Genomic DNA, 20190 nt, shown 5'->3' on the forward strand with positions numbered 1-20190 from the left:
GACGCGTCCCGGGCGGGGAACCGCATCCCGGATGCGGGTTGTGAGGAATCAGACTGGCACCATGGGCTCGTTTGGACATTCGCGGCTTGCTGCATAGGGGACAATGGATAGGCGGCAATTGCCGCTGTTTTCCCCTCCCTGTTCCCCAGCCGACGGATTTCCACGCCCCATGAGCAACGCCATTCTCGTTCGTCCCGCCGTCGAGGCGGACTACAGCCACATCGCCCGGATCACGGTGGATGCGTACATGGAGGCCGGGTACTTCCCCAGCGCCGACCACCCGTACATGCTGCAGATCCAGCAGGTGGCCGACCGCGCCCGCACCGCCCCGATCCTGGTGGCAGAGCGCGGCGGCGAGGTGATCGGCTCGGTGACCCTGGCCGTGGCCGGCGACGAGTGGGCAGACATCGCCCGCGAGGACGAGCTCGAGTTCCGCATGCTGGTGGTGGACCCCGCCGTCCAGCGCAGCGGCGCCGGCAAGGCGATGGTGGAGGCCATCATCGACCGCGCCCGTTCCCTGGAAGGCGTCAACGCCGTCGCCCTGACCACCGGTGGACACTGGACCAGCGCCCGCCGCCTCTACGACAAGATGGGTTTCGGCCGTATGTCGGAACGTGACTGGCCCGTTGAGGGCACTGACATCATGCTCGTGGTCTACCGCCTAGAGTTGTAGCGGCGTCCCGTCCGGGGTGCCCCACACCCTACAGAAGGACGGCTTCATGCGCACCCTTTTCGGCTCCGGCTCCAGCTGGGAAAAGACCCTTGGCTACTCCCGCGCGGTGCAGGTCAATGACACGCTCTACATTTCCGCCACCTCGGCGGCGGGCCCGGACGGCGTCGTCGTCGGCGATGATTTCTACACCCAGAGCGCGTACATCCTGAAGAAGCTTGAGGCCGTGCTGGCCGAGGCCGGCTTCTCCTTTGCCGACGTCGTGCAGTCCAAGGTCTATCTGACGGACATCAGCGCCTGGGAAGAGGCCGGCCGCGCGCACGGTGAGGTCTTCTCCGAGATCCGCCCCACCATGGCCCTGGTCCACGTGCTGCCGTTCCTGGACCCCGCCATGAAGGTCGAGATCGAACTCGTCGCCCAGCGCTAGGCTGCACCCCCGGCCGGCGACGCAGTTCCCCTTTGAAGATGCAGTAGTAAACGCGTCCTGGGAGGGGAACCGCGTCGTGGTTGCAATGGCTGGCGAAGCTGGGCCGAAACCCAGCCCGCCTCCGCCGACCCTCTATCGATGCCGCACCGGTGGTGCTACGTTCAAAGTGATCGGGATGTCCTCGCACGGTCCCTGCGCCCGGCTCCCGGCGCAACTTCAGAAAGAAGTGGCAGCGATGGCAACGGTAATGATCTTCCACGAGGTCGACGACGTGGCGCACTGGCTCGCATCCCCCAAGCGCGGGGAAATCCTGGCACCGCTGGGCATCACGGTGCAGACGTTTGTCGACCCGGCCCAGTCCAACCGCGTCGGCCTTCTCGCCGAGGTCCCCGACATGGACGTGTTTCAGCAGATGCTGCAGTCAGAGGCCGGCGCCGAGGCGATGAAGTATGACGGCGTCCGCCCGGACACCATCGTGATGCTCGTCCAGAGCTAGTTCCAGCAGCAGTGCCAAGGGGTGCCGGATCCTACGAAAAGGATCCGACACCCCTTTTCTGTCCCAGGCACGGCAACACAGCGTGTCTACGGTGGTCGGAGGCGCCCATGATCCATGGCACCCTCTGGCCTGTTGGCAATTCGTCTGACATGGCGTGCATCGAAGAAAAACTGATGGGGGTTTTCTGTATGAGTTACGACCTTGCCGTCTGGGAGGGCAAAGTTCCTTCGACCGATGATGAGTTGGCCGAAGCGTTCGAGCGGAACATGGTCTTTCTCGATTGTGAGCCTGCGCCAGAGCCGACGCCGCGGATTCGCGCCTATGTTGATGCGCTGTTGGCCCGCTGGCCGGACCTGAGTTTTGATGGTGAGAACGATTCGCCGTGGTCGGATTGGCCGTTGATCGGCAACGCTGCGGGCCCGGTCATCTACTTTGGCATGGTCTACGATCGGGCCGAAGAGGTGTCGGCATTTGCCGCCCAGCTGGCCAAGGATCTTGGCTTGGTGTGTCTGGACCCGCAGCTGGAAGCGCTTCGTCCCTAACCAGCCGTCCAAACCAGTGGTTGTCTGGTGGCCCTGGGCCACCAGACAACCACCATGACGGCGTGGCCGAAAGCAACACCGGTCGGCGTTTCGACCTATCGTGCTGTCCGACTAGGTGCAGTTGCCCTCTTGGCCGCATGCGCGTCCAGCCATGCATGAAAGTTCGCAGCGAACGACCTGATGCCATCAGCCGCAGGGTTATTGCCACCGGGCAGTGCTTCGACCGTATCGGCCATTGCCTTGGCGGCCTCATCGAAGCGACCCATCAGCGCCAAGAGGATGGGCTTGTCCCTGATGTGGTTGTCAGGGATGCCGATCTTCTCGTTGATGGCTTCGAGGATGGTCTCGTTCGTGGCATGGCTGTGCATGAAGGGCAGACCATATTCGCGGATCGCCCCCACCATGTCCTCGGCATTGTGGTCGGCTCCGTCGAAGTCACCCAACGGCCAATTCATGAATTTCTTGGCTGGCATCAGGTACCCAATGGAGCGTGACACCGGAGCGCCCATATAGGGAACATAGGTGCGTCCGGTCAGTTCCGCCCGGATTCGGGCAACCTCCAGATGATGGACGGCAATGACCGGGTTGACGTCCCATGTTCCACGGGCAGAGTATCTGGATGCAGTGTTGAGTCCGACGCTGCCGTGGATGTCGGGAGCTAGCTCCATGGTGAACCGCAGGTTTGCCCGCGTGGTGAACCCAAGGGCCTGCATCTTGTGCTTGACCAGGGGCCCAAGAATTGACAGCTCACTCATGGCCCAAATGGCCATGGCTGGTGGATTGTGATGACGCGCATATTGTTCACGTTTTCTCCAAGTGGTAGACGAGCCAGTTGAGAGTTCTTCCCAAATGCTACGACTTGTCTTCGCCACCCGTCCTTTGCCCAACGAACGGTGCGACGACCGTGTCACCGTCCGCCGTCGTCGTCCATTGGCGCGGGCGACTAAGCTTGGGGGCGAAACAATTTAACTTTCTGCAGGGGAGATCCATGGCTGCGATCAACCGTGACGACGTGGCGCATCTGGCGCAACTGGCTCACATTGAGATGAGTGAGACCGAATTGGACCGCATGGCTGGCGAACTGGCCGTCATTGTGGACTCGGTGAAATCCGTGAGCGAGGCCGCCGGGGACGATGTTCCCGCCACCTCCCACCCGATTCCGTTGACCAACGTGCTCCGTGAAGATGTGGTGGGCCACGTGCTGACCGCCGAAGAGGCGCTCTCGGGCGCCCCGGATGCCGAAGACGGCCGCTTCAAGGTTCCGGCCATTCTGGAAGAGGACTAAGCCATGAGCGCATACGAATTGATCCGTTCCAGCGCGGCCGATCTGGCTGCCAAGCTGGCCGCCAAGGAGGTCTCCTCCGTGGAGGTCGTCCAGGCGCACCTGGACCGCATTGCCGACGTCGACGGCGGTGAGCGCGGCATCAACGCGTTCCTGCACGTCAACACCGACGAAGCACTGGCCGTTGCGGCCGACGTCGACGCCCGCCGCGCCGCCGGGGAGCAGCTCCACGAGCTGGCCGGTGTGCCGATCGCCGTCAAGGACCTCATCGTCACCAAGGGCCAGCCCACCACAGCCGGCTCGAAGATCCTCGAGGGCTGGATGAGCCCCTACGACGCCACCGTCGTGAAGAAGCTCCGCGCCGCGCGCATGCCGATGCTGGGCAAGACCAACCTGGACGAGTTCGCCATGGGCTCCTCCACGGAGCACTCCGCCTACGGCCCCACCCGCAACCCGTGGGATTTGGACCGCATCCCCGGCGGCTCCGGTGGTGGCTCTGCCGCCGCCGTCGCAGCCTTCGAGGCTCCGCTGGCCCTGGGCACCGACACCGGTGGCTCCATCCGCCAGCCCGGCGCCGTCACCGGCACCGTCGGCGTGAAGCCCACCTACGGTGCAGTTTCGCGCTACGGCGCCATCGCCATGGCCTCCTCGCTGGACCAGATCGGCCCCGTCTCCCGCACGGTGCTGGACTCGGCCCTGCTGCAGGAAGTCATCGGCGGACACGATCCCTTCGACTCCACCTCGCTGACCGATCCCTCCACGGGCCTGGTCGCCGCTGCCCGCCTGGGCAACGTCAAGGGCATGAAGATCGGCATCATCAAGGAGCTGCACGGCGAGGGCTACCAGACCGGCGTCGAGAACCGCTTCAACGAGTCCCTGGAGCTGCTGCGCAGCGCCGGCGCCGAAATAGTCGAGGTCTCCTGCCCCAACTTCGGCTACGCGCTGGGTGCCTACTACCTGATCATGCCCTCGGAGGCCTCCTCCAACCTGGCCAAGTTCGACGGCGTCCGCTTCGGCGCCCGCACGCTGCCCAAGGACGGCCCGCTCACCATCGAGCGCGTCATGGGTGCCACCCGCGCCGCCGGCTTCGGCGACGAGGTCAAGCGCCGCATCATCCTGGGCACCTACGCCCTGAGCGCCGGCTACTACGACGCCTACTACGGCTCGGCCCAGAAGGTGCGCACGCTGATCCAGCGCGACTTCGCCGCAGCCTTCGCGCAGGTGGACGTGCTGATCTCGCCGACGTCGCCCGTCACGGCGTTCAAGCTCGGCGAGAAGCTGAACGATCCGCTGTCGATGTACCTCAACGACGTCGCCACCATCCCGGCCAACATGGCCGGCGTGCCCGGCCTGACCCTGCCCGGCGGCCTGGCCGATGAGGACGGACTGCCCGTGGGCATCCAGCTGCTGGCCCCGGCCCGCGAGGACGCCCGCCTGTACCGCGTGGGTGCTGTGCTGGAATCCCTGCTGGAATCCCAGTGGGGCGGCCCCATCCTGGACAAGGCCCCCACCCTGGCCTCCACCGCTGCGACCTCCGGAGAGGTGAAGTAAATGAGCACTGACGCAACCCTGAGCTTCGAAGAGGCCATGGAGAAGTTCGATCCCGTGCTGGGCTTCGAGGTCCACGTGGAGCTGAACACCGCCACGAAGATGTTCTCCTCCGCGCCCAACGTGTTTGGCGACGAACCGAACACGAACGTCAACGAGGTGGATCTGGGCCTGCCCGGCGTCCTGCCCGTGGTGAACAAGAAGGCCGTGGAGTCCTCGATCCTGATCGGCCTCGCGCTGAACTGCAAGATCGCCGAGTCCTGCACCTTCGCCCGGAAGCAGTACTTCTACCCGGACACCCCGAAGAACTTCCAGACCTCCCAGTACGAAGATCCCATTGCGTACGACGGTTGGCTGGACATCGAACTGGAGGACGGCACCGTCTTCCACGTCGAGATCGAGCGCGCCCACATGGAGGAGGACGCCGGCAAGCTGACCCACAAGGGTGGCGCCACCGGCCGCATCCAGGGTGCGGACTTCTCGCTGGTGGACTACAACCGTGCCGGCGTGCCGCTGGTGGAGATTGTCACCAAGCCGATCCAGGGAGCCGGTTCGCGCGCCCCGGAGCTCGCCAAGGCCTACGTGGCAGCGGTGCGCGAAATCGTGAAGAACCTGGGCGTCTCCGATGCCAAGATGGAGCGCGGCAATGTCCGCTGCGACGCCAACGTCTCCCTGCGCCCGTACGGCCGCGAGAAGTTCGGCACCCGCACCGAGACCAAGAACGTGAACTCGCTGCGCGCCGTCGAACACGCCGTCCGTTACGAGATCCAGCGCCACGCTGCCGTGCTCGACGGCGGAGGAACCATCACGCAGGAGACGCGCCACTGGCACGAGGACACCAAGTCCACCACCTCCGGCCGTCCCAAGTCCGACGCCGACGACTACCGCTACTTCCCCGAGCCGGACCTGGTGCCCATCGTGGCCACCCGGGAATGGGTCGAGGAACTGCGTGCCACGCTGCCCGAGCCGCCGGCCGAGCGCCGCAAGCGCCTGCAGGGCGACTGGGGCTACTCCGATCTGGAATTCCGCGACGTCGTCAATGCCGGCGTCATGGATGAGATCGAGGAGACGGTGGCCGCCGGCGCCTCCGCCGCTGCAGCCCGCAAGTGGTGGATGGGCGAGATCGCCCGCCGCGCCAAGCTGGCCGACGTGGACCCGGTGGCACTGGGCGTCACTCCCGCCGTCGTGGTGGAGCTCGATGCCCTGATCACCTCCGGGAAGATCAATGACAAGCTGGCCCGCGAGGTCCTTGACGGCGTGCTCGCCGGCGAAGGCACTCCGGGCGAGGTCGTGGAGAAGCGCGGCCTGGCCGTGGTCTCCGACGACGGTGCCCTGCAGGCTGCCATCGACACCGCCCTCGCGGCCCAGCCCGACCTTGCCGACAAGATCCGCGGCGGCAAGATCCAGGCCGTGGGTGCCATCGTTGGCGGTGTCATGAAGCTGACCAAGGGCCAGGCCGACGCCGGCCGCGTGCGCGAGCTCATCCTCGCCACCCTCGGCGTCGAAGGCTAGCAACACCCGCAACAACCCGCGCAACGCGCGAACAAACAGGTGAGGACAGTCCGGCCCCGCCGCACTGTCCTCACCTGTTTGTTCGCGGGGGTTTGGTCCCGGTGATTGAGCTCGCCGAAATCCGGTGGGCCGGCCGTGTCCCCGCCCACCCGTGCCCGTCTGGCAGGATGAAAGAATGACGTACGGCTGGGACATCAGGGCACGAGTGCAGTTTGAGGGCGATGCCCATGTCCAGGAGGATGCCTGCGGCTTCGCCGGCGACACCGCGTGGGTCATCGACGGCGCCACCACGCTGCTGGAGCCGCTGGGGCTTCCTGCCGCCTCGGACCCGCAGTGGCTGGCCCAGACGCTCTCCGTGCTCCTGGCGCAGTCCCTGCCGGTGCCCGAGGGCTTCTCCGGCGTCCGGGGGCGGCTGGCATCGGCCCTGGCGGCCGTGGATGCCCTGGGCGCGGACCTGGCGGGGGAGGAGCGCGTGCGCTTCCCCAGCGCCGCCGTGTCGGTCCTCCAGCTGAACGACGACGGCGTGGCCGTCGCCAGTCTCGCCGACTGCCGCGTGGTGGTCCGGCTTCAGGACGGCAGCACGGAGCTGGTGATGGCGCAGGACGCCGATGCGGCGGTGGATGCCGCAGTGGTCGAGGCACAGGGGACGGCCGCGCCGCTTGTGGATCCTGCGGACCGGTTGGAACTCCTCAAGCAGGACCGGGCACGGCGCAACAGCCCCGGAAACCTCTGGGTGGCCCGCCGCGAGGTTGAGGCCGCCGCCCACGCGCAGGTCGTCCAGCTGGGCCGGCCCGTGCTGGTGGTGCTGGCCACCGACGGTGCCTGGCGCGCCGTCGACCTCGGCCTTGTTGCAGGACCGGCGGAGTTCGCGGAGCGCGTCTCCACCCCGCTGGGCGCCCTGGAACTGATGGTGGAGCTGCGCCGCGAGCAGGAGCGGATCGGGGAAGTGGCCGATGATGCCACGGTCCTGGCCCTTGCCCCGGCGTCGACCGTGTCCTAGGGTGGTCTGCGTGAAGACTCCCACGTGTGGCTGATCCGGCACTGCCGAGCGTCCATTCCAGCCAATGCCAGGTGCCCATGGCGCCGCCTGCCCCTTGCCGTGAAATTTTTCCGGCAACCAGTGGCTTGTAACCAATGATTCTCTTCGCGCACATCATTTTTTATGGGGGTTCCCGTGGCCAAAAACCACCTCGACCAAAGTCCATCCGCCGGCATCGCCGACCAAGGCCGCACGCCGCGCGTCATCTACCTGCTGCTCGCAGCCACCTTCGTGGTGATCCTGAACGAGACCATCATGAGCGTGGCATTGCCGCACCTGATGGCCGATCTCCACGTTGATGCGCCCACCGTCCAGTGGGTCTCTACGGCGTTCATGCTCACCATGGCCGTGGTCATTCCGATCACCGGCTATCTGCTGCAGCGCTTCCAAACCCGGCCCATCTTCACGGCCGCCATGGTGCTCTTCAGCCTGGGCACGCTCATTGCGGCGATTGCACCGGGCTTCTCCGTCCTGCTGATCGGCCGCGTGGTCCAGGCCACCGGCACCGCCATCATGCTGCCGCTGCTGATGACCACAGTGCTGCAGTTGGTCCCCGTGCAGCACCGAGGCAAGGTGATGGGCAACATCTCCATCATCATTTCCGTCGCACCGGCCATCGGCCCCACCATTTCCGGCGTCATCCTGAACTTCCTGTCCTGGCGCTGGATGTTCATCTTTGTGCTGCCCATTGCCGTGGCCATGCTGCTGATTGGCATGCGCCAGGTGGCCAATGTGGGCACCGCCGGAACGGCACCGCTGGATGTGCCCTCGGTGGTACTGGCCGCCTTCGGCTTCGGCGGTCTGGTCTACGGCCTGAGCCTGATCGGCGGCAAGAGCGGGGCGCAGCTCAACATGGCCATTGCGCTGGCCGTGGGTGTGGTCGGTCTGGTGATGTTCGTGCTGCGCCAGCTGTCCCTGCAGAAGAAGGACCACGCGCTGCTGGATCTGCGCACCTTCAACCACCCGACGTTCTCCCTGACCATCGCGATGATGGCCGTGTCCATGATGGCGCTGTTTGGCACCATCATCGTCCTGCCGCTCTACCTGCAGAATGTGCTCCACATGGACGCCCTGTCGACTGGCCTGCTGGTGCTGCCGGGTGGGCTGCTCATGGGTCTGGCCGCACCGTTTGTCGGCCGGCTCTACGACAAGGTGGGTCCGCGGCCGCTGCTGGTCCCCGGATCCATCGTGGTCAGCGCGGCCCTGTGGAGCCTGACCCTGGTGACGGATTCGACGCCGGCCTACCTGGTCCTGGCCGCCCACGTGGTGCTCAGCCTGGGCCTGGCGATGGTCTTCACACCGCTCTTCACCGTGGGCCTGGGCGTGCTGCCGCCGTCGCTGTACTCGCACGGCTCCGCCATCGTGGGAACGGTGCAGCAGGTGGCCGGTGCCGCCGGAGCGGCGCTCTTCGTGACCATCATGGCCTCGCAGTCCCAGGCGCTGGCCGGCTCGGGGTCCGTCGACGCCGCAGCAGCCGGGGGAGTGCGGCTGGCGTTCCTGATCGGAGCCGTGATCTCACTGTTCGCCGTCGCCGCCGCCTTCTTCATCAAGAAGCCCGCCGACGCCGGCCACGGCCCCCACGGCGAGGCCGCCGCGCCGTCGTCGGACCTGCCCGCGGAAGCAGCAGCGGCCGAGTCCAACCCGGCCCGCTAACGCCGTCGCCCCACCACCCAACTGGGTGACAGTTGTGACACAAAAATCGCCGGTTTTTGTGTCACAACTGTCACCCAGTTGGGTTTAAGCGAGGGCGATGGTGCGGAAGCCGAGGTTGCCGCTGGCGGAGTCGGGGGTGTTGGAGCTGCGGGCGGCGAGCCGGTACCTGTTGCAGTAGGAATCGTGGCAGAGGTAGGAGCCGCCGCGCATCACACGCCCGCGGCCGATGGTGGGCCCGGCGGGGTTTTCCACGGTGCCGACGGCGGCGCAGCTCTTGTAGTACTTGGGCAGGAACCAGTCCGAGCACCATTCCCAGACATTGCCGCTGGTCTGGTGCAGCCCGTAGCCGTTGGGCTCGAAGGAGCGCACCGGGGCCGTGGTCAGGAAGCCGTCCTCCACCGTGTTTTGGGTGGGGAAGGTGCCCTGCCAAATGTTGCAGTGGTGGCGCACCGAACCGTCCGGCTCTGTGCCGTGCAGTTCGCCGCCCCAGGGGTAGCGGGCCTGCTCCAGGCCTCCGCGTGCGGCGTACTCCCACTGGGCCTCCGTGGGCAGCGCACGTCCGGCCCAGGCGCAATAGGCCAGTGCGTCGTTGTGCGAGACCTGGGTGACGGGGTGGTCCGGGATGTCCGTCCACGTCGACCCGGGGCCGGCCGGGTGCGCCCAGGACGCGCCGCGGACGTTGAGCCACCACGGCGTGCCGGCGGCCGAGCCAATGATGTCCTTCTGTGGTGCCTGGACGGCCAGATGGAAGACGGCGGAGGTGCCGTACACCTCCGACTCGGTGCGGTAGCCGGTGGCGTCCACAAAGGCGGCGAAGGCCGACGTCGTGGTGGCGGCGGTGTCGATCCGGAAGCCATCCAGGGCTACCTCGTGGACGGGCGTTTCGCCGTCAGCCGGGTAGCCCTCGTCAAAGGGGTCGCCCATCGCAAAGGTTCCCGCGGGGATGGCCGCGTCCCGATGCGCAGCACCAGTGTCGGCAGCATCCGAGTCGCCCCGGCGGGGCGGTACGGACAGGGTGAAGTGCGACGGCGATTCCCCGGTTCCTGTGGCACCGGCAGGGGCCGTGCCCGGAACCTGTCCGTGGGCCTGGGCGGAATCCCGCTCGGGTGCGCTGCAGCAGCTCTCCACAGAAACCTCCGTGTTCGTGGTAGGGGCGATCGATGGTGTTTCTGGCCAATCAACGTGGCGCAGCACACTACAAGTGTGCCATTGCAAGCTGGAACGGCGAATCCACTGAAGAAACATGATCGTTACAAGCAATTTCGATCAACATCTTGCATTACGCCCGATGACCCCTTATGTTTGTTAAACGGTTAACACGGAGTGGCCTGCATCACATGCACCAGGTCCGTGGCCGGTCCACCAGAACGAGGAGTTATCAATGAGCCAGACAACACGTCAGGCGCCGGCAGCGGCTGCGCCACCTGTTGCACCGGCCGCGGCTGCGAAGAAGCGCAAGCGTGCGGGAAAGCCGGCCACACCCACGCCGGTCAACCAGACGTTCAAGGCCCGGTTCAAGCGTGACAAGCAGATGCTGTTGATGATGATTCCGGGCGTGGTGTTCCTGCTCCTGTTCTTCTACATCCCGATCTTCGGCAACGTCATTGCGTTCCAGGACTACCAGCCGTTCCTGGGCATCTCGGGCAGCGACTGGGTGGGGCTGGCGAACTTCGTTGATCTGTACTTCAACCCGGACTTCTGGATCGCGCTGCGCAACACGCTGGTGCTGGCCGTTTGGCAGCTGGTGCTGTTCTTCCCGGTGCCGCTCGGTCTGGCACTTATTGTGGACTCCCTGATCAGCACCAAGATCCGCCGCTGGTTCCAGTCCCTGGTCTACCTGCCGCACTTCCTCTCCTGGGTTCTGGTCATCGCCCTGTTCCAGCAGGTCCTTGGCGGCGCCGGCCTGGTGAACAACACGCTGCGCGATCTGGGCATGGACACGATTCCCTTCATGACCAACCCGGACACGTTCCCGCTGCTGGCCACCATCCAGCTGGTCTGGAAGGACGCCGGTTGGGCCATGATCATCTTCCTGGCCTCCCTGGCCGCAATCGATGGCTCCCTCTACGAGGCTGCCGCCGCCGATGGTGCCGGCCGCTGGCGCCGGATGTGGCACATCACCCTGCCGGGTCTGCGCTCCATCATCGTGCTGCTGTTGATCCTGCGCATCGGCGACATCCTCAGCGTGGGCTTTGAACAATTCCTGCTCCAGCACGACGCCGTTGGCGCCGGGGCGGCGGAGGTTCTGGACACCTTCACCTACTTTGCCGGTGTGGTGGGCGGCGGCTGGAGCGCAGGGGCTGCGGCCGGCCTGGCCAAGGGCGTGGTGGGCGCACTGCTCATCTTCGCCGCCAACAAGGTGGCCCACCGACTGGGCGAACCCGGAATTTTTCAGAAGAAGGTCGGCTGATCCGCCCCGGCGGATACCAGCCATCCAAGGAGACAATCATGGCAACAACCACCCTCACCAAAGCGGCACGCAACCGCCAGCGCCACGGTCTGACCTTCAACCCCGGCCGCCCGGCCTGGAAAGAGCCGGCCTCCCCGCTCTACCAGTCCCTCAAGGCAGTCATTCTGGGTCTGATCACCTTGTCCATCATCATCCCCATTCTGCTGGTGGTTTCCACCTCGCTGGCGGACGACAAGCAGCTCGTTGCCGCAGGCGGCTACGTCCTGTGGCCCACCCACCCCACCCTGGACTCCTACAAGGCGATCTTCAGCGGTGAGTTCATGTTCCGGGCCCTGGGCGTGAGTGCCTTCATCACCGCCGTCGGCACCTTCCTGGCCCTCTTCGTGACCATCACGATGGCCTACGCCACCAGCCGTCCGGTGCTGTTTGGCCGCCCCGTGCTGCTGATGGTGCTGTTCACCCTGCTCTTCGCCCCGGGCCTGATCCCGATGTTCCTGATGGTCAAGCAGCTGGGTCTGCTGAACACCATCTGGTCGCTGATCCTGCCGACCACCTTCGCCGCCTTCAACTTTGTGGTGATGCGCTCGTTCTTCATGAACATCCCCACCGAGCTGATCGAGGCCGCCAGGATCGATGGCGCCAGCGACTTCATGATCCTGCGCAAGATCGTCCTGCCGCTCTCCAAGGCAGTGATCGCCGTCGTCGGCCTGTTCTACGCCGTCGGGTTCTGGAACGCGTTCTTCAACGCGATGCTCTACATCAACGACCAAACGCTCTACCCGGTCCAGCTGATCCTGCGGAACTTTGTTGTCCAGGGCAGCTCCATGGCCGATGCGATCGGCGTGACCTCCACGCCGCCGCCGCAGTCGATGCAGATGGCCGTTGTGGTCATCGCCCTGCTGCCCATTCTGATCGTCTACCCGTTCCTCCAGAAGCACTTCAACAAGGGCGTCATCACCGGCGCCATCAAGGGATAACCCACTACCAAGAAAGGGAATCGCGATGACTCGCACCTCCCAAGCCGCCGGCTTCTCCCGGCGCAACTTCCTCGGCCTTGCAGGACTGTCCGTTGGCGCCGTTGCCTTCGGTTCCGCGTTGACCGGCTGCGGCAGTGGAGCAAAGTCCTCCGGTGGCGCCGCAGCCTCCTCGGAGCTGACGCTGCCCACGTTCAAGGAATTCACCGGCATCACGGCGGACTACGCGGGCAACGCCCAGGGTCTGGAAGCCGGCTACATCAACATGCCCAAGCCGGTTGTATCCGTCACCGGCAAGCCGCTGACCGGCCCGGTTACGGTGCTGTCCGAAACCTTTGAGACGATGGCTCCGGCCATGACCGACAACCCCTACTGGCAGCGCCTGAACACCGCCCTCGGCGGCACGTTCGACATGCAGATCGTCGAAGACATCGGAGACGGCTACCCGGCCAAGTTCGCCACCATCCTGGCCTCCGACACCCTGCCGGACCTGATGTGGATTCCGCCGAACCAGGGCATCCCCAACGTTGGCCCGATGCTCGAGGCCAAGTTCCAGGACCTGACCCCGTACCTCTCCGGCGATGCCGTCCTGGAGTACCCGAACCTGGCAGCACTGAAGCCGGACTCCTGGCGCACCGCCGTCGTCAACGGCAAGATCTGGGGCGCCCCCATCCCCAGCACCCCCTTCGGCCAGGTCATGGTCGGCAGCAAGAACACCTGGGCATCCGTGGGCGGCCTGAACGCCAAGAATGCCGACGAGTTCATGGAGAAGGCCAAGGAACTGACCCGGCCGAACGAGAAGAAGTACGCGCTGGAGCCGGCGTACATCAACATGCTCCACATGATCACCGAGTGGCTGGGTGCCCCGAACGGCTGGGCCGTCAACGAGGACCGCACCCTGACCCACCTCTACGAGCGTGACGAGTACGTGGCCGGCATCGAGTACGCCGCCAAGCTCTTCGCTGCCGGCGTCTTCTATCCCGATGTTGCAGTCACCGACGTCAAATCCAAGGTTGTCAACGGCACCATCGCCGCAGCCGTCACGGCCGGCCCCCGCGACCTCAAGGGCTACCGCCGCCTGGATCCGACGCACGAGACGGAGATCCTGGTTCCGTTCAGCTTCGATGGCAAGGTCAAGCCGACCTACGACATGGGTTACGGCACTGTCGGCTACACCGCCTTCAAGAAGACCGACGAGAAGCGCATCAAGGAGCAGCTGGCCCTGATCAACTACCTCTCCGCACCGTTCGGCACCGCCGAATACTTGCAGAAGAATTTCGGCGAAGAGGGCAAGGACTTCACCTTCGACGACAAGGGCAACCCGATCCTGACCGAAGACGGCCTGAAGAACCTGCCCGGCGTCACCAGCGCGCTGAACATCATGGCGTCGCCGGAGAGCGTCCTCTTCAACCCGGGCTTCCCCGAGGACACGAAGTACATCAACGAGACCGAGAAGAAGCTGCTCGAGTTCGCCTGGCGCAACCCGACCAACGGCACCTACTCGGACACCAACGCCAAGGTGGGCCCGAAGATCCAGAAGCCCGTCCGCGACAAGACCATCGACATCATCACCGGCCGCGCCAACATCTCCGAATTCGCCGATGTGCTCAAGCGCTGGAAGTCCGAAGGTGGCGACAAGATGCGCGAGGAGTACCAGGCTGCCCTGTCCAAGGACGCCAAGGTCTTCACCAACAAGTAGCAAACCGCAATGTTCGGCGCGGCGGCGGGATCCCCGCCACCGCGCCGGGCAGGGTGGAAACCACGGCCCACGCGCCGCCACGGAAAGCCAGGAAAGGAAGGAAAGACAGATGCGACCCACCATCAAATTGGTGGCCTCGGAAGCCGGGGTCTCCACGGCCACAGTGTCCTACGTCCTCTCCGGCCGCACGGGCAGCGCCACCGGCCCCGGTGTTTCCAGTGGAACCATCGAAAAGGTCCATGCGGCGGCGCAGAAGCTCGGCTACCGGCCCAACCAGGCGGCACGCACCATCAGGACCGGCAAAACCAACCTGATGATGCTCTCGCTGACCATGCTCTCGGACCCCTGGTCCCTCTCGGTCAGCCGTGCTGTCAGCGCCGCGGCCCAGAGCAAGGGCATCACGCCCATGATCCTGGCCGACGCCGATTGGCGCACCGCACTGGCCAACCAGAACGCCGACGTCGTCTTCATTGACGACGCCGGGCGCGACGGCGATGCGGAGCGGCTGGCGGAGATGGCACAGCGCCAGAAGCTGGTGGTGTTCAGCGAAACGCTGGAACCCAACGGCTTCGACGTCATCCGTTCGGTGACCGGGCCAACCTGCGAGGAGGCCGTGGACCACTTGGCCCGCAGCCACAGCAGGATCGGCTGCCTGACCTATCCCAGCACCCGTGTGGCCTCGCGCTCCGTACGCTACGGGGCCTATGTCCGAGGGCTGGAGCGGGCAGGCATCGAGTTCCGTGATGAGTATGTTGCCGAGTTTGCCGCCGATCCCATCAGTGCCTTTGAGGCGGCCATGACGTTGCTGCAGCGTCCGGACCGCCCCACGGCGATCTATGCCATCACCGACTATGCCGCCATCGCCGCCGTACACGCAGCGCAGCGCCTGCAGCTGCGCGTGCCGGAGGATGTGGCGGTCATGGGTGTTGGCAACACCACGGAGGGTGAGCTGATGACACCCTCCCTGAGCACCGTCGGACCCATCGACTTCTTCGAGGGCCTGGCAGATTTTCTGCTCTCCCGTGCCGAGGGCACGGCGGGGGCGCCACAGGTTTTGGAATTCCCGTGGCAGCTGCTCGTGCGCGATTCCGCGCCCGGCGCTGTGCGGGGCTAATTATGAAATTGTTAGGACATTTGGCAACTATGGATGCTGTAGAAACTCCCGGCGAGACGGCTTCGGCCACCGACATGCGAGTGGGGATTGTTGGATTTGGCCTGCGGGCGTCGCTGTGGAAGCACGTCCACAAGCCGGGCGAGGGTTCCGCCGTCGTCATGGTCTGCGATCTGAGCGAGCGCGGCCGGGCCGACGCCGCCGCCAAGATCCCCACCGCCACCATCACCGATTCCCTGGACGAACTGCTGGCCGCGGGCCTGGACGCCGTCTTGGTGCTGACCCCGGACAACCGCCACGCCGAGGTTGCCGTGCAGACGTTGCGCGCCGGCATCCCGACGTTCTGCGAGAAGCCGCTGGACGTGACCCTGGAGGCGGCCGATGCCATCCTGGGCACCGCCTATGAGACGGGGACCCGCCTGTACGTGGGCCACAACATGCGCCACATGCCCGTGGTCGTGCAGATGCGCGAGCTGATCCAGGCCGGCACCATCGGGGAGGTCAAGGCCGTCTGGTGCCGCCACTTCGTGGGCAACGGCGGCGACTACTACTTCAAGGACTGGCACGCCCAGCGCGCCAACACCACCTCGCTGCTGCTGCAAAAGGGCGCCCACGACATCGACGTGATCCACTGGCTGGCCGGCGGCTACACCCGCCGTGTCTCCGCCGTCGGTGATCTGGCCGTGTACGGCGATGTGAAGAGCCGCCGCGACAACACCGACCGCCGCATGGGCGACTGGTTCTCGCTGGAGAACTGGCCGCCGTCCGAGCAGACGGACCTGGCCGAGGTCATCGACGTCGAGGACATCTCGATGATGCAGATGGTGCTGGACAACGGCGCTCTTGCCTCCTACCAGCAGTGCCACTTCACGCCGGACTACTGGCGCAACTACACCGTCATCGGCACCAAGGGCCGCATCGAGAACTTCGGCGACGGCCCCGGCGATGTCATCAAGGTCTGGACCTCGCGCAGCACGCACGGCTTCGTCGAGCCGGACCAGGAGGTCGTGATCCGCGACGGCGACGGCGGCCACGGCGGCGCAGACCCGCTGCTGATCGCCGAGTTCCTGCGCTTTGCCCGCGAGGGTGGACACACGGAAACCTCGCCCATCGCCGCCCGCGCCTCCGTGGCAGCCGGCGTGCTGGCCGCCCAGTCGCTGCGCGGGGACGGCAGCGCGATTGAGGTTCCGGAACTGCCCGCCGAGTGGGTTGAGTACTTCGACGCCGGCCAGCCGGCCCGCGTTTCGCAGTAACTTCGATTAGCAACCTCATCGACCCAGCAGTTGTGGCGGGATGGATCCAATCCAACCCACCACCACTGCTGGGTCGATTTGTCGACCGCCGACGACGGGCCCGCTGGTCGAGCTTGTCGAGACCCGGTGCCCTGAAGCGTGGCCCGGGTCAGTGCCCGCCGGTGAGCTCGGCCATGACGGCCTGGAGGGCGTGGGCGACGCGGACGACGGCGGTGCGCTTGAGGCTTTCGGGCCGGGCGAGGATGTCGATGCGGCGCTTGGTGCTGATGCCCGTCAGCGGCCGCAGCACCACCGCCGGTCCGCCGGCGGGGGCCAGCGATGCGCTGGAGGTGTAGCGCGGCAGCAGCCCGATCACCTCACCCGTGGACACCAGGGCCGCCACGGTGGAGTAGTCGTTGATCCGGTGCACCACATTGGCCGGGTGGCTGGCAACGGCCGCGATGGCCGCCAGCACGTCGTCGGGAGAGTACCCGGCACGGCTGGTCACCCACGGATGGGCGGCGACGTCGGCCGGGGACAGCGAGTCCAGCGCGGCCAGCGGGTGGTCGGCGGAGAGCGCCACGTCCAGCGGCTCATGCGCCAGCGGCAGCACCTGCACCTGCGGCTGGGGCCAGGGCGGGCTGTGGTCCATCCGGTGCGCCAGCACCAGGTCGTAGCGGGCGGCCAGCGCGGGGAAGTCGTGCTGGGCCACGTCCTCATCGGAGAGCAGCACCTGGGGCGAGCCGCCGCCGTCGTGCTCCATGCCCCGCAGCGCGCGCACCAGCGGTGCGAAGAGCGCCTGGCCGGCGCTGTGGAACCCACTGATGGTGACCCGGCCGGCGGGGTCCTCCTGGTAGGCGCCGATGGCGGCCTTGGCCTGCGCCATCGCGTTGATGACCCCTGCCCCGGCCTCGGCCAGCACGGCGCCGGCCTCGGTGAGCACCAGGTTGCGGCCCTCCTTGCGCGTCAGGGGCGTGTCCACCCCGCGCTGCAGCAGCGCCAGCTGCTGGGAGACGGCCGACGGCGTGACGGAGAGGGTCTCGGCCACGGCCTTGACGCTGCCCAATTCGCCCAGTTCGCGGAGCATCTGCAGCTGGTGGAGTTCCATGCGGCCAGATTAGCAGCAATAGTTTAGCAAATGCTAAATCGTTGATGGAGAAATTCCCGGTTGTGCTAATGGGTTTCTCTGGCTGTAATGGGAGAAAGCGATCCCCACCACACCAAGGAAACACCATGAAGGCGTTGTACAAGTCCGGCCCGCACGAAGGCTTCGAGCTGGTTGAGCGGCCCGAGCCGCAGCCCGGCCACACGGACGTGAAGATCCGCGTCCACACCACGGGCATCTGCGGCACCGACCTGCACATCCAGGCCTGGGACGCGTGGGCCGCCTCCACCATCAACGCCCCGCTGATCGCCGGCCACGAGTTCTACGGTGAAGTGGTGGAGATCGGCAAGGACGTCCGCGACGTCAAGGTCGGGGACCGCGTCTCCGGCGAGGGCCACGTGGTCTGCGGCATCTGCCGCAACTGCCGCGCCGGCCGCCGCCAGATGTGCATCAACACCGTCTCCGTGGGTGTCCAGCGCGACGGCGCCTTCGCCGAGTACGTGGTGATCCCGGAGACCAACGTCTGGGTCCACCACGATGAGAGCGTGACGGCGGATCTGGGCGCCATCTTCGATCCCTTCGGCAACGCCGTGCACACCGCCCTGAGCTTCCCGCTGGTGGGCGAGGACGTCCTGATCACCGGTGCCGGCCCCATCGGCCTGATGGCCATCGCCGTCGCCCGCCACGCCGGCGCCCGCAAGATTGTCATCACCGACGTCTCCGAGCCGCGCCTGGAGCTGGCCAAGGCAATGGGCGTGGACCTGGCTGTCAACGTCGCCACCACCCGCCTGAAGGATGCCCAGCGCGAATTGGGCATGCGCGAGGGCTTCGACATCGGCATGGAAATGTCCGGCCACCCGACGGCACTGCCGGAGATGATCGACAATATGAACCATGGCGGACGCATCGCCATGCTGGGCCTGCCGAGCCAGTCGATCGACATCGACTGGGGCAAGGTGGTCACCCACATGCTGACCCTCAAGGGCATCTACGGCCGCGAAATGTTCGAGACCTGGTACGCCATGAGCGCCATGCTCTCCTCCAACCCGGTGCTGCACAGCGCCATCTCCTCCGTGGTCACCGACCGCCTGCCCGCCACCGAATGGGAGGCCGGTTTCGCCGCCGCCCGCTCCGGTGTGGGTGGCAAGGTTGTGCTGGACTGGACCGTCTTCTCCGACAACGCTTAAGGAACCGCTATGTACTCCTCCATGAAAGACCAGCTGGCCACCGAGCTGGACGAGCTGCGCACCGCCGGCCTCTTCAAGTCCGAGCGCCAGATCACCACCGCCCAGTCCAGCCACATCCAGGCCGGACCGCTGGATGCCGCCACGGCACCGGTGCTGAACTTCTGCGCCAACAACTACCTCGGCCTGGCCGACCACGCGGAGATCATCGACGCCGCCAAGACCGCCATGGACGAGCGCGGCTTCGGCATGGCCTCCGTGCGCTTCATCTGCGGCACCCAGGATCTGCACCTGGCCCTGGAATCGCGCGTCTCGGCGTTCCTGGGCACCGAGGACACCATCCTGTTCTCCTCCTGCTTCGATGCCAACGGCGGCGTCTTCGAGTCCCTCTTCGGCCCGGCAGATGCGATCATTTCCGACTCGCTGAACCACGCCTCCATCATCGACGGCATCCGCCTGTCCAAGGCTGCACGCTTCCGCTACGCCAACCAGGACATGGCCGATCTGGAGACCCAGCTGCAGGCAGCAGCGGCCCTGAACGACGGCGCCGGCGCCCGCCGCACGGTGATCGTCACCGACGGCGTGTTCTCCATGGACGGCTTCCTGGCTCCGCTGGCCGCCATCTGCGATCTGGCCGACAAGTACGATGCCCTGGTCATGGTGGATGACTCCCACGCCGTCGGCTTCATGGGCCCCACCGGTGCCGGCACCCCCGAGCACGCAGGCGTCTCGGACCGTGTGGACATCTACACCGGCACCTTCGGCAAGGCCCTGGGCGGCGCCTCGGGCGGCTACGTCTCCGGCCGCGGCGAGATTGTCGCCATGCTGCGCCAGAAGGCCCGCCCCTACCTGTTCTCCAACTCCCTGGCCCCGGCCATCGTGGCGGCGACCATGAAGGCACTGGACCTGGTGGCCGGCTCGGCCGAGCTGCGCGCACGCCTGTTCGAGAACGCCGCGCTGTTCCGGCGCCGCATGACGGAGGAGGGCTTTGACCTGCTCGACGGCGAACACGCCATCGTCCCGGTGATGTTCGGCGACGCCGTCGTCGCCTCCCGGATCGCCGACGAGATGCTCAAGCACGGCGTGTTTGTCACGGCGTTCAGCTTCCCCGTGGTGCCGCGCGGCGCCGCCCGCATCCGGGTGCAGCTCTCCGCCGCCCACAGCGCCGACGACGTCGAGGCCTGCGTGCAGGCGTTCATCGCCGGCCGCGCCGCCCTGACCGCCTAGCAGCCCCCATCTGTGCGACAGAAAACGTCCCCAAACCACCGGTTTGGGGACGTTTTCTGTCGCACGGATGCAAGAGGGG

Annotated in this window: 19 protein-coding genes; 16 read left to right on the forward strand and 3 right to left on the reverse strand. The window is 66.1% G+C overall.

Annotated elements, in window-relative coordinates; all coding sequences use genetic code 11:
- Nucleotides 1-169 precede the first annotated feature (169 nt).
- From K254_RS0101660 to K254_RS0101675, 4 genes are all read left to right on the forward strand, one after another.
- Nucleotides 170-673: a GNAT family N-acetyltransferase gene (locus K254_RS0101660; RefSeq protein WP_026553918.1), complete on the forward strand. Its 504-nt coding sequence runs from the start codon at nucleotides 170-172 to the stop codon at nucleotides 671-673.
- A 46-nt stretch (nucleotides 674-719) separates the two neighbouring features.
- A complete protein-coding gene (locus tag K254_RS0101665; RefSeq protein ID WP_026553919.1) occupies nucleotides 720-1097 on the forward strand; it encodes a RidA family protein in 378 nt (125 codons plus the stop codon).
- A gap of 235 nt (nucleotides 1098-1332) precedes the next feature.
- Nucleotides 1333-1593, forward strand: a complete 261-nt coding sequence (locus tag K254_RS0101670; RefSeq protein WP_026553920.1) for a hypothetical protein — start codon at nucleotides 1333-1335, stop codon at nucleotides 1591-1593.
- Nucleotides 1594-1700: 107 nt separating this feature from the next.
- Nucleotides 1701-2135 carry a hypothetical protein gene (locus K254_RS0101675; RefSeq protein ID WP_196810854.1) on the forward strand — a complete coding sequence of 145 codons (435 nt, stop codon included), beginning with the start codon at nucleotides 1701-1703 and terminating at the stop codon, nucleotides 2133-2135.
- Nucleotides 2136-2230: 95 nt separating this feature from the next.
- Here K254_RS0101675 and K254_RS0101680 read toward each other — a convergent pair whose 3' ends face one another.
- Complete coding sequence (locus K254_RS0101680) at nucleotides 2231-2905, reverse strand: hypothetical protein (RefSeq protein WP_026553922.1); 675 nt, start codon at nucleotides 2903-2905, stop codon at nucleotides 2231-2233.
- Nucleotides 2906-3123: 218 nt separating this feature from the next.
- On the opposite strand from K254_RS0101680, the gene gatC reads away from it, so the two are divergent.
- The 5 genes from gatC to K254_RS21240 all read left to right on the forward strand — a co-directional run bounded on the left by gatC (nucleotide 3124) and on the right by K254_RS21240 (nucleotide 9169).
- Nucleotides 3124-3420, forward strand: a complete 297-nt coding sequence (gene gatC / locus K254_RS0101685) for an Asp-tRNA(Asn)/Glu-tRNA(Gln) amidotransferase subunit GatC (RefSeq protein WP_026553923.1) — start codon at nucleotides 3124-3126, stop codon at nucleotides 3418-3420.
- A gap of 3 nt (nucleotides 3421-3423) precedes the next feature.
- Nucleotides 3424-4968, forward strand: a complete 1545-nt coding sequence (gene gatA, locus K254_RS0101690; RefSeq protein WP_026553924.1) for an Asp-tRNA(Asn)/Glu-tRNA(Gln) amidotransferase subunit GatA — start codon at nucleotides 3424-3426, stop codon at nucleotides 4966-4968.
- Nucleotides 4969-6477, forward strand: coding sequence for an Asp-tRNA(Asn)/Glu-tRNA(Gln) amidotransferase subunit GatB (gene gatB, locus K254_RS0101695; protein WP_026553925.1), 1509 nt, complete (start codon nucleotides 4969-4971; stop codon nucleotides 6475-6477).
- 175 nt (nucleotides 6478-6652) lie between these two features.
- Entirely contained in the window at nucleotides 6653-7477 is an 825-nt protein-coding gene (locus tag K254_RS0101700; RefSeq protein WP_026553926.1) for a hypothetical protein, read from the forward strand.
- Nucleotides 7478-7639: 162 nt separating this feature from the next.
- Nucleotides 7640-9169, forward strand: coding sequence for an MDR family MFS transporter (locus tag K254_RS21240; protein ID WP_081709822.1), 1530 nt, complete (start codon nucleotides 7640-7642; stop codon nucleotides 9167-9169).
- Between the two features lie 84 nt (nucleotides 9170-9253).
- On the opposite strand, the gene K254_RS0101710 is transcribed toward K254_RS21240, so the two are convergent.
- Entirely contained in the window at nucleotides 9254-10297 is a 1044-nt protein-coding gene (locus tag K254_RS0101710) for a formylglycine-generating enzyme family protein (RefSeq protein WP_231391717.1), read from the reverse strand.
- A 253-nt stretch (nucleotides 10298-10550) separates the two neighbouring features.
- Between K254_RS0101710 and K254_RS0101715 the strand changes: the two genes are divergently transcribed.
- From K254_RS0101715 to K254_RS0101735, 5 genes are all read left to right on the forward strand, one after another.
- Nucleotides 10551-11579, forward strand: coding sequence for an ABC transporter permease subunit (locus K254_RS0101715; protein WP_026553928.1), 1029 nt, complete (start codon nucleotides 10551-10553; stop codon nucleotides 11577-11579).
- 38 nt (nucleotides 11580-11617) lie between these two features.
- Nucleotides 11618-12556 (forward strand): carbohydrate ABC transporter permease, encoded by a 939-nt coding sequence (locus tag K254_RS0101720; protein WP_026553929.1) that lies wholly within the window; start codon nucleotides 11618-11620, stop codon nucleotides 12554-12556.
- 25 nt (nucleotides 12557-12581) lie between these two features.
- A complete protein-coding gene (locus K254_RS0101725) occupies nucleotides 12582-14252 on the forward strand; it encodes a sugar ABC transporter substrate-binding protein (RefSeq protein WP_026553930.1) in 1671 nt (556 codons plus the stop codon).
- Between the two features lie 109 nt (nucleotides 14253-14361).
- Entirely contained in the window at nucleotides 14362-15366 is a 1005-nt protein-coding gene (locus K254_RS0101730; protein WP_026553931.1) for a LacI family DNA-binding transcriptional regulator, read from the forward strand.
- A 29-nt stretch (nucleotides 15367-15395) separates the two neighbouring features.
- Nucleotides 15396-16616: a Gfo/Idh/MocA family protein gene (locus K254_RS0101735; protein ID WP_051388674.1), complete on the forward strand. Its 1221-nt coding sequence runs from the start codon at nucleotides 15396-15398 to the stop codon at nucleotides 16614-16616.
- A gap of 148 nt (nucleotides 16617-16764) precedes the next feature.
- Here the strand turns inward: K254_RS0101735 and K254_RS0101740 are convergent, their stop codons facing one another.
- Nucleotides 16765-17703 carry a LysR family transcriptional regulator gene (locus K254_RS0101740; RefSeq protein WP_026553933.1) on the reverse strand — a complete coding sequence of 313 codons (939 nt, stop codon included), beginning with the start codon at nucleotides 17701-17703 and terminating at the stop codon, nucleotides 16765-16767.
- Between the two features lie 125 nt (nucleotides 17704-17828).
- Between K254_RS0101740 and tdh the strand changes: the two genes are divergently transcribed.
- Both tdh and K254_RS0101750 read left to right on the forward strand, forming a co-directional pair.
- Complete coding sequence (gene tdh / locus K254_RS0101745) at nucleotides 17829-18887, forward strand: L-threonine 3-dehydrogenase (RefSeq protein WP_026553934.1); 1059 nt, start codon at nucleotides 17829-17831, stop codon at nucleotides 18885-18887.
- Nucleotides 18888-18896: 9 nt separating this feature from the next.
- On the forward strand, nucleotides 18897-20111 hold the full coding sequence (locus tag K254_RS0101750) for a glycine C-acetyltransferase (protein WP_026553935.1): 1215 nt from the start codon (nucleotides 18897-18899) through the stop codon (nucleotides 20109-20111).
- The last annotated feature ends 79 nt before the right edge of the window (nucleotides 20112-20190 follow it).

Origin of the sequence: Arthrobacter sp. 35W (assembly GCF_000482545.1) — a bacterium.
In the GTDB taxonomy this organism is placed as follows: domain Bacteria; phylum Actinomycetota; class Actinomycetes; order Actinomycetales; family Micrococcaceae; genus Specibacter.

Bases quoted from the DNA above. Each gene is read 5' to 3' on its own strand.
- K254_RS0101680 (WP_026553922.1), bottom strand. From the start codon at position 2,905: ATGGCCATTTGGGCCATGAGTGAGCTGTCAATTCTTGGGCCCCTGGTC.
- gatB (WP_026553925.1), top strand. From the start codon at position 4,969: ATGAGCACTGACGCAACCCTGAGCTTCGAAGAGGCCATGGAGAAGTTC.
- K254_RS0101715 (WP_026553928.1), top strand. From the start codon at position 10,551: ATGAGCCAGACAACACGTCAGGCGCCGGCAGCGGCTGCGCCACCTGTT.
- K254_RS0101700 (WP_026553926.1), top strand. From the start codon at position 6,653: ATGACGTACGGCTGGGACATCAGGGCACGAGTGCAGTTTGAGGGCGAT.
- K254_RS0101665 (WP_026553919.1), top strand. From the start codon at position 720: ATGCGCACCCTTTTCGGCTCCGGCTCCAGCTGGGAAAAGACCCTTGGC.
- K254_RS0101730 (WP_026553931.1), top strand. From the start codon at position 14,362: ATGCGACCCACCATCAAATTGGTGGCCTCGGAAGCCGGGGTCTCCACG.
- K254_RS0101735 (WP_051388674.1), top strand. From the start codon at position 15,396: ATGGATGCTGTAGAAACTCCCGGCGAGACGGCTTCGGCCACCGACATG.
- gatA (WP_026553924.1), top strand. From the start codon at position 3,424: ATGAGCGCATACGAATTGATCCGTTCCAGCGCGGCCGATCTGGCTGCC.
- K254_RS0101750 (WP_026553935.1), top strand. From the start codon at position 18,897: ATGTACTCCTCCATGAAAGACCAGCTGGCCACCGAGCTGGACGAGCTG.
- K254_RS0101670 (WP_026553920.1), top strand. From the start codon at position 1,333: ATGGCAACGGTAATGATCTTCCACGAGGTCGACGACGTGGCGCACTGG.
- K254_RS21240 (WP_081709822.1), top strand. From the start codon at position 7,640: ATGGGGGTTCCCGTGGCCAAAAACCACCTCGACCAAAGTCCATCCGCC.
- K254_RS0101675 (WP_196810854.1), top strand. From the start codon at position 1,701: ATGATCCATGGCACCCTCTGGCCTGTTGGCAATTCGTCTGACATGGCG.
- K254_RS0101720 (WP_026553929.1), top strand. From the start codon at position 11,618: ATGGCAACAACCACCCTCACCAAAGCGGCACGCAACCGCCAGCGCCAC.
- K254_RS0101740 (WP_026553933.1), bottom strand. From the start codon at position 17,703: ATGGAACTCCACCAGCTGCAGATGCTCCGCGAACTGGGCGAATTGGGC.
- K254_RS0101660 (WP_026553918.1), top strand. From the start codon at position 170: ATGAGCAACGCCATTCTCGTTCGTCCCGCCGTCGAGGCGGACTACAGC.
- K254_RS0101725 (WP_026553930.1), top strand. From the start codon at position 12,582: ATGACTCGCACCTCCCAAGCCGCCGGCTTCTCCCGGCGCAACTTCCTC.
- tdh (WP_026553934.1), top strand. From the start codon at position 17,829: ATGAAGGCGTTGTACAAGTCCGGCCCGCACGAAGGCTTCGAGCTGGTT.
- gatC (WP_026553923.1), top strand. From the start codon at position 3,124: ATGGCTGCGATCAACCGTGACGACGTGGCGCATCTGGCGCAACTGGCT.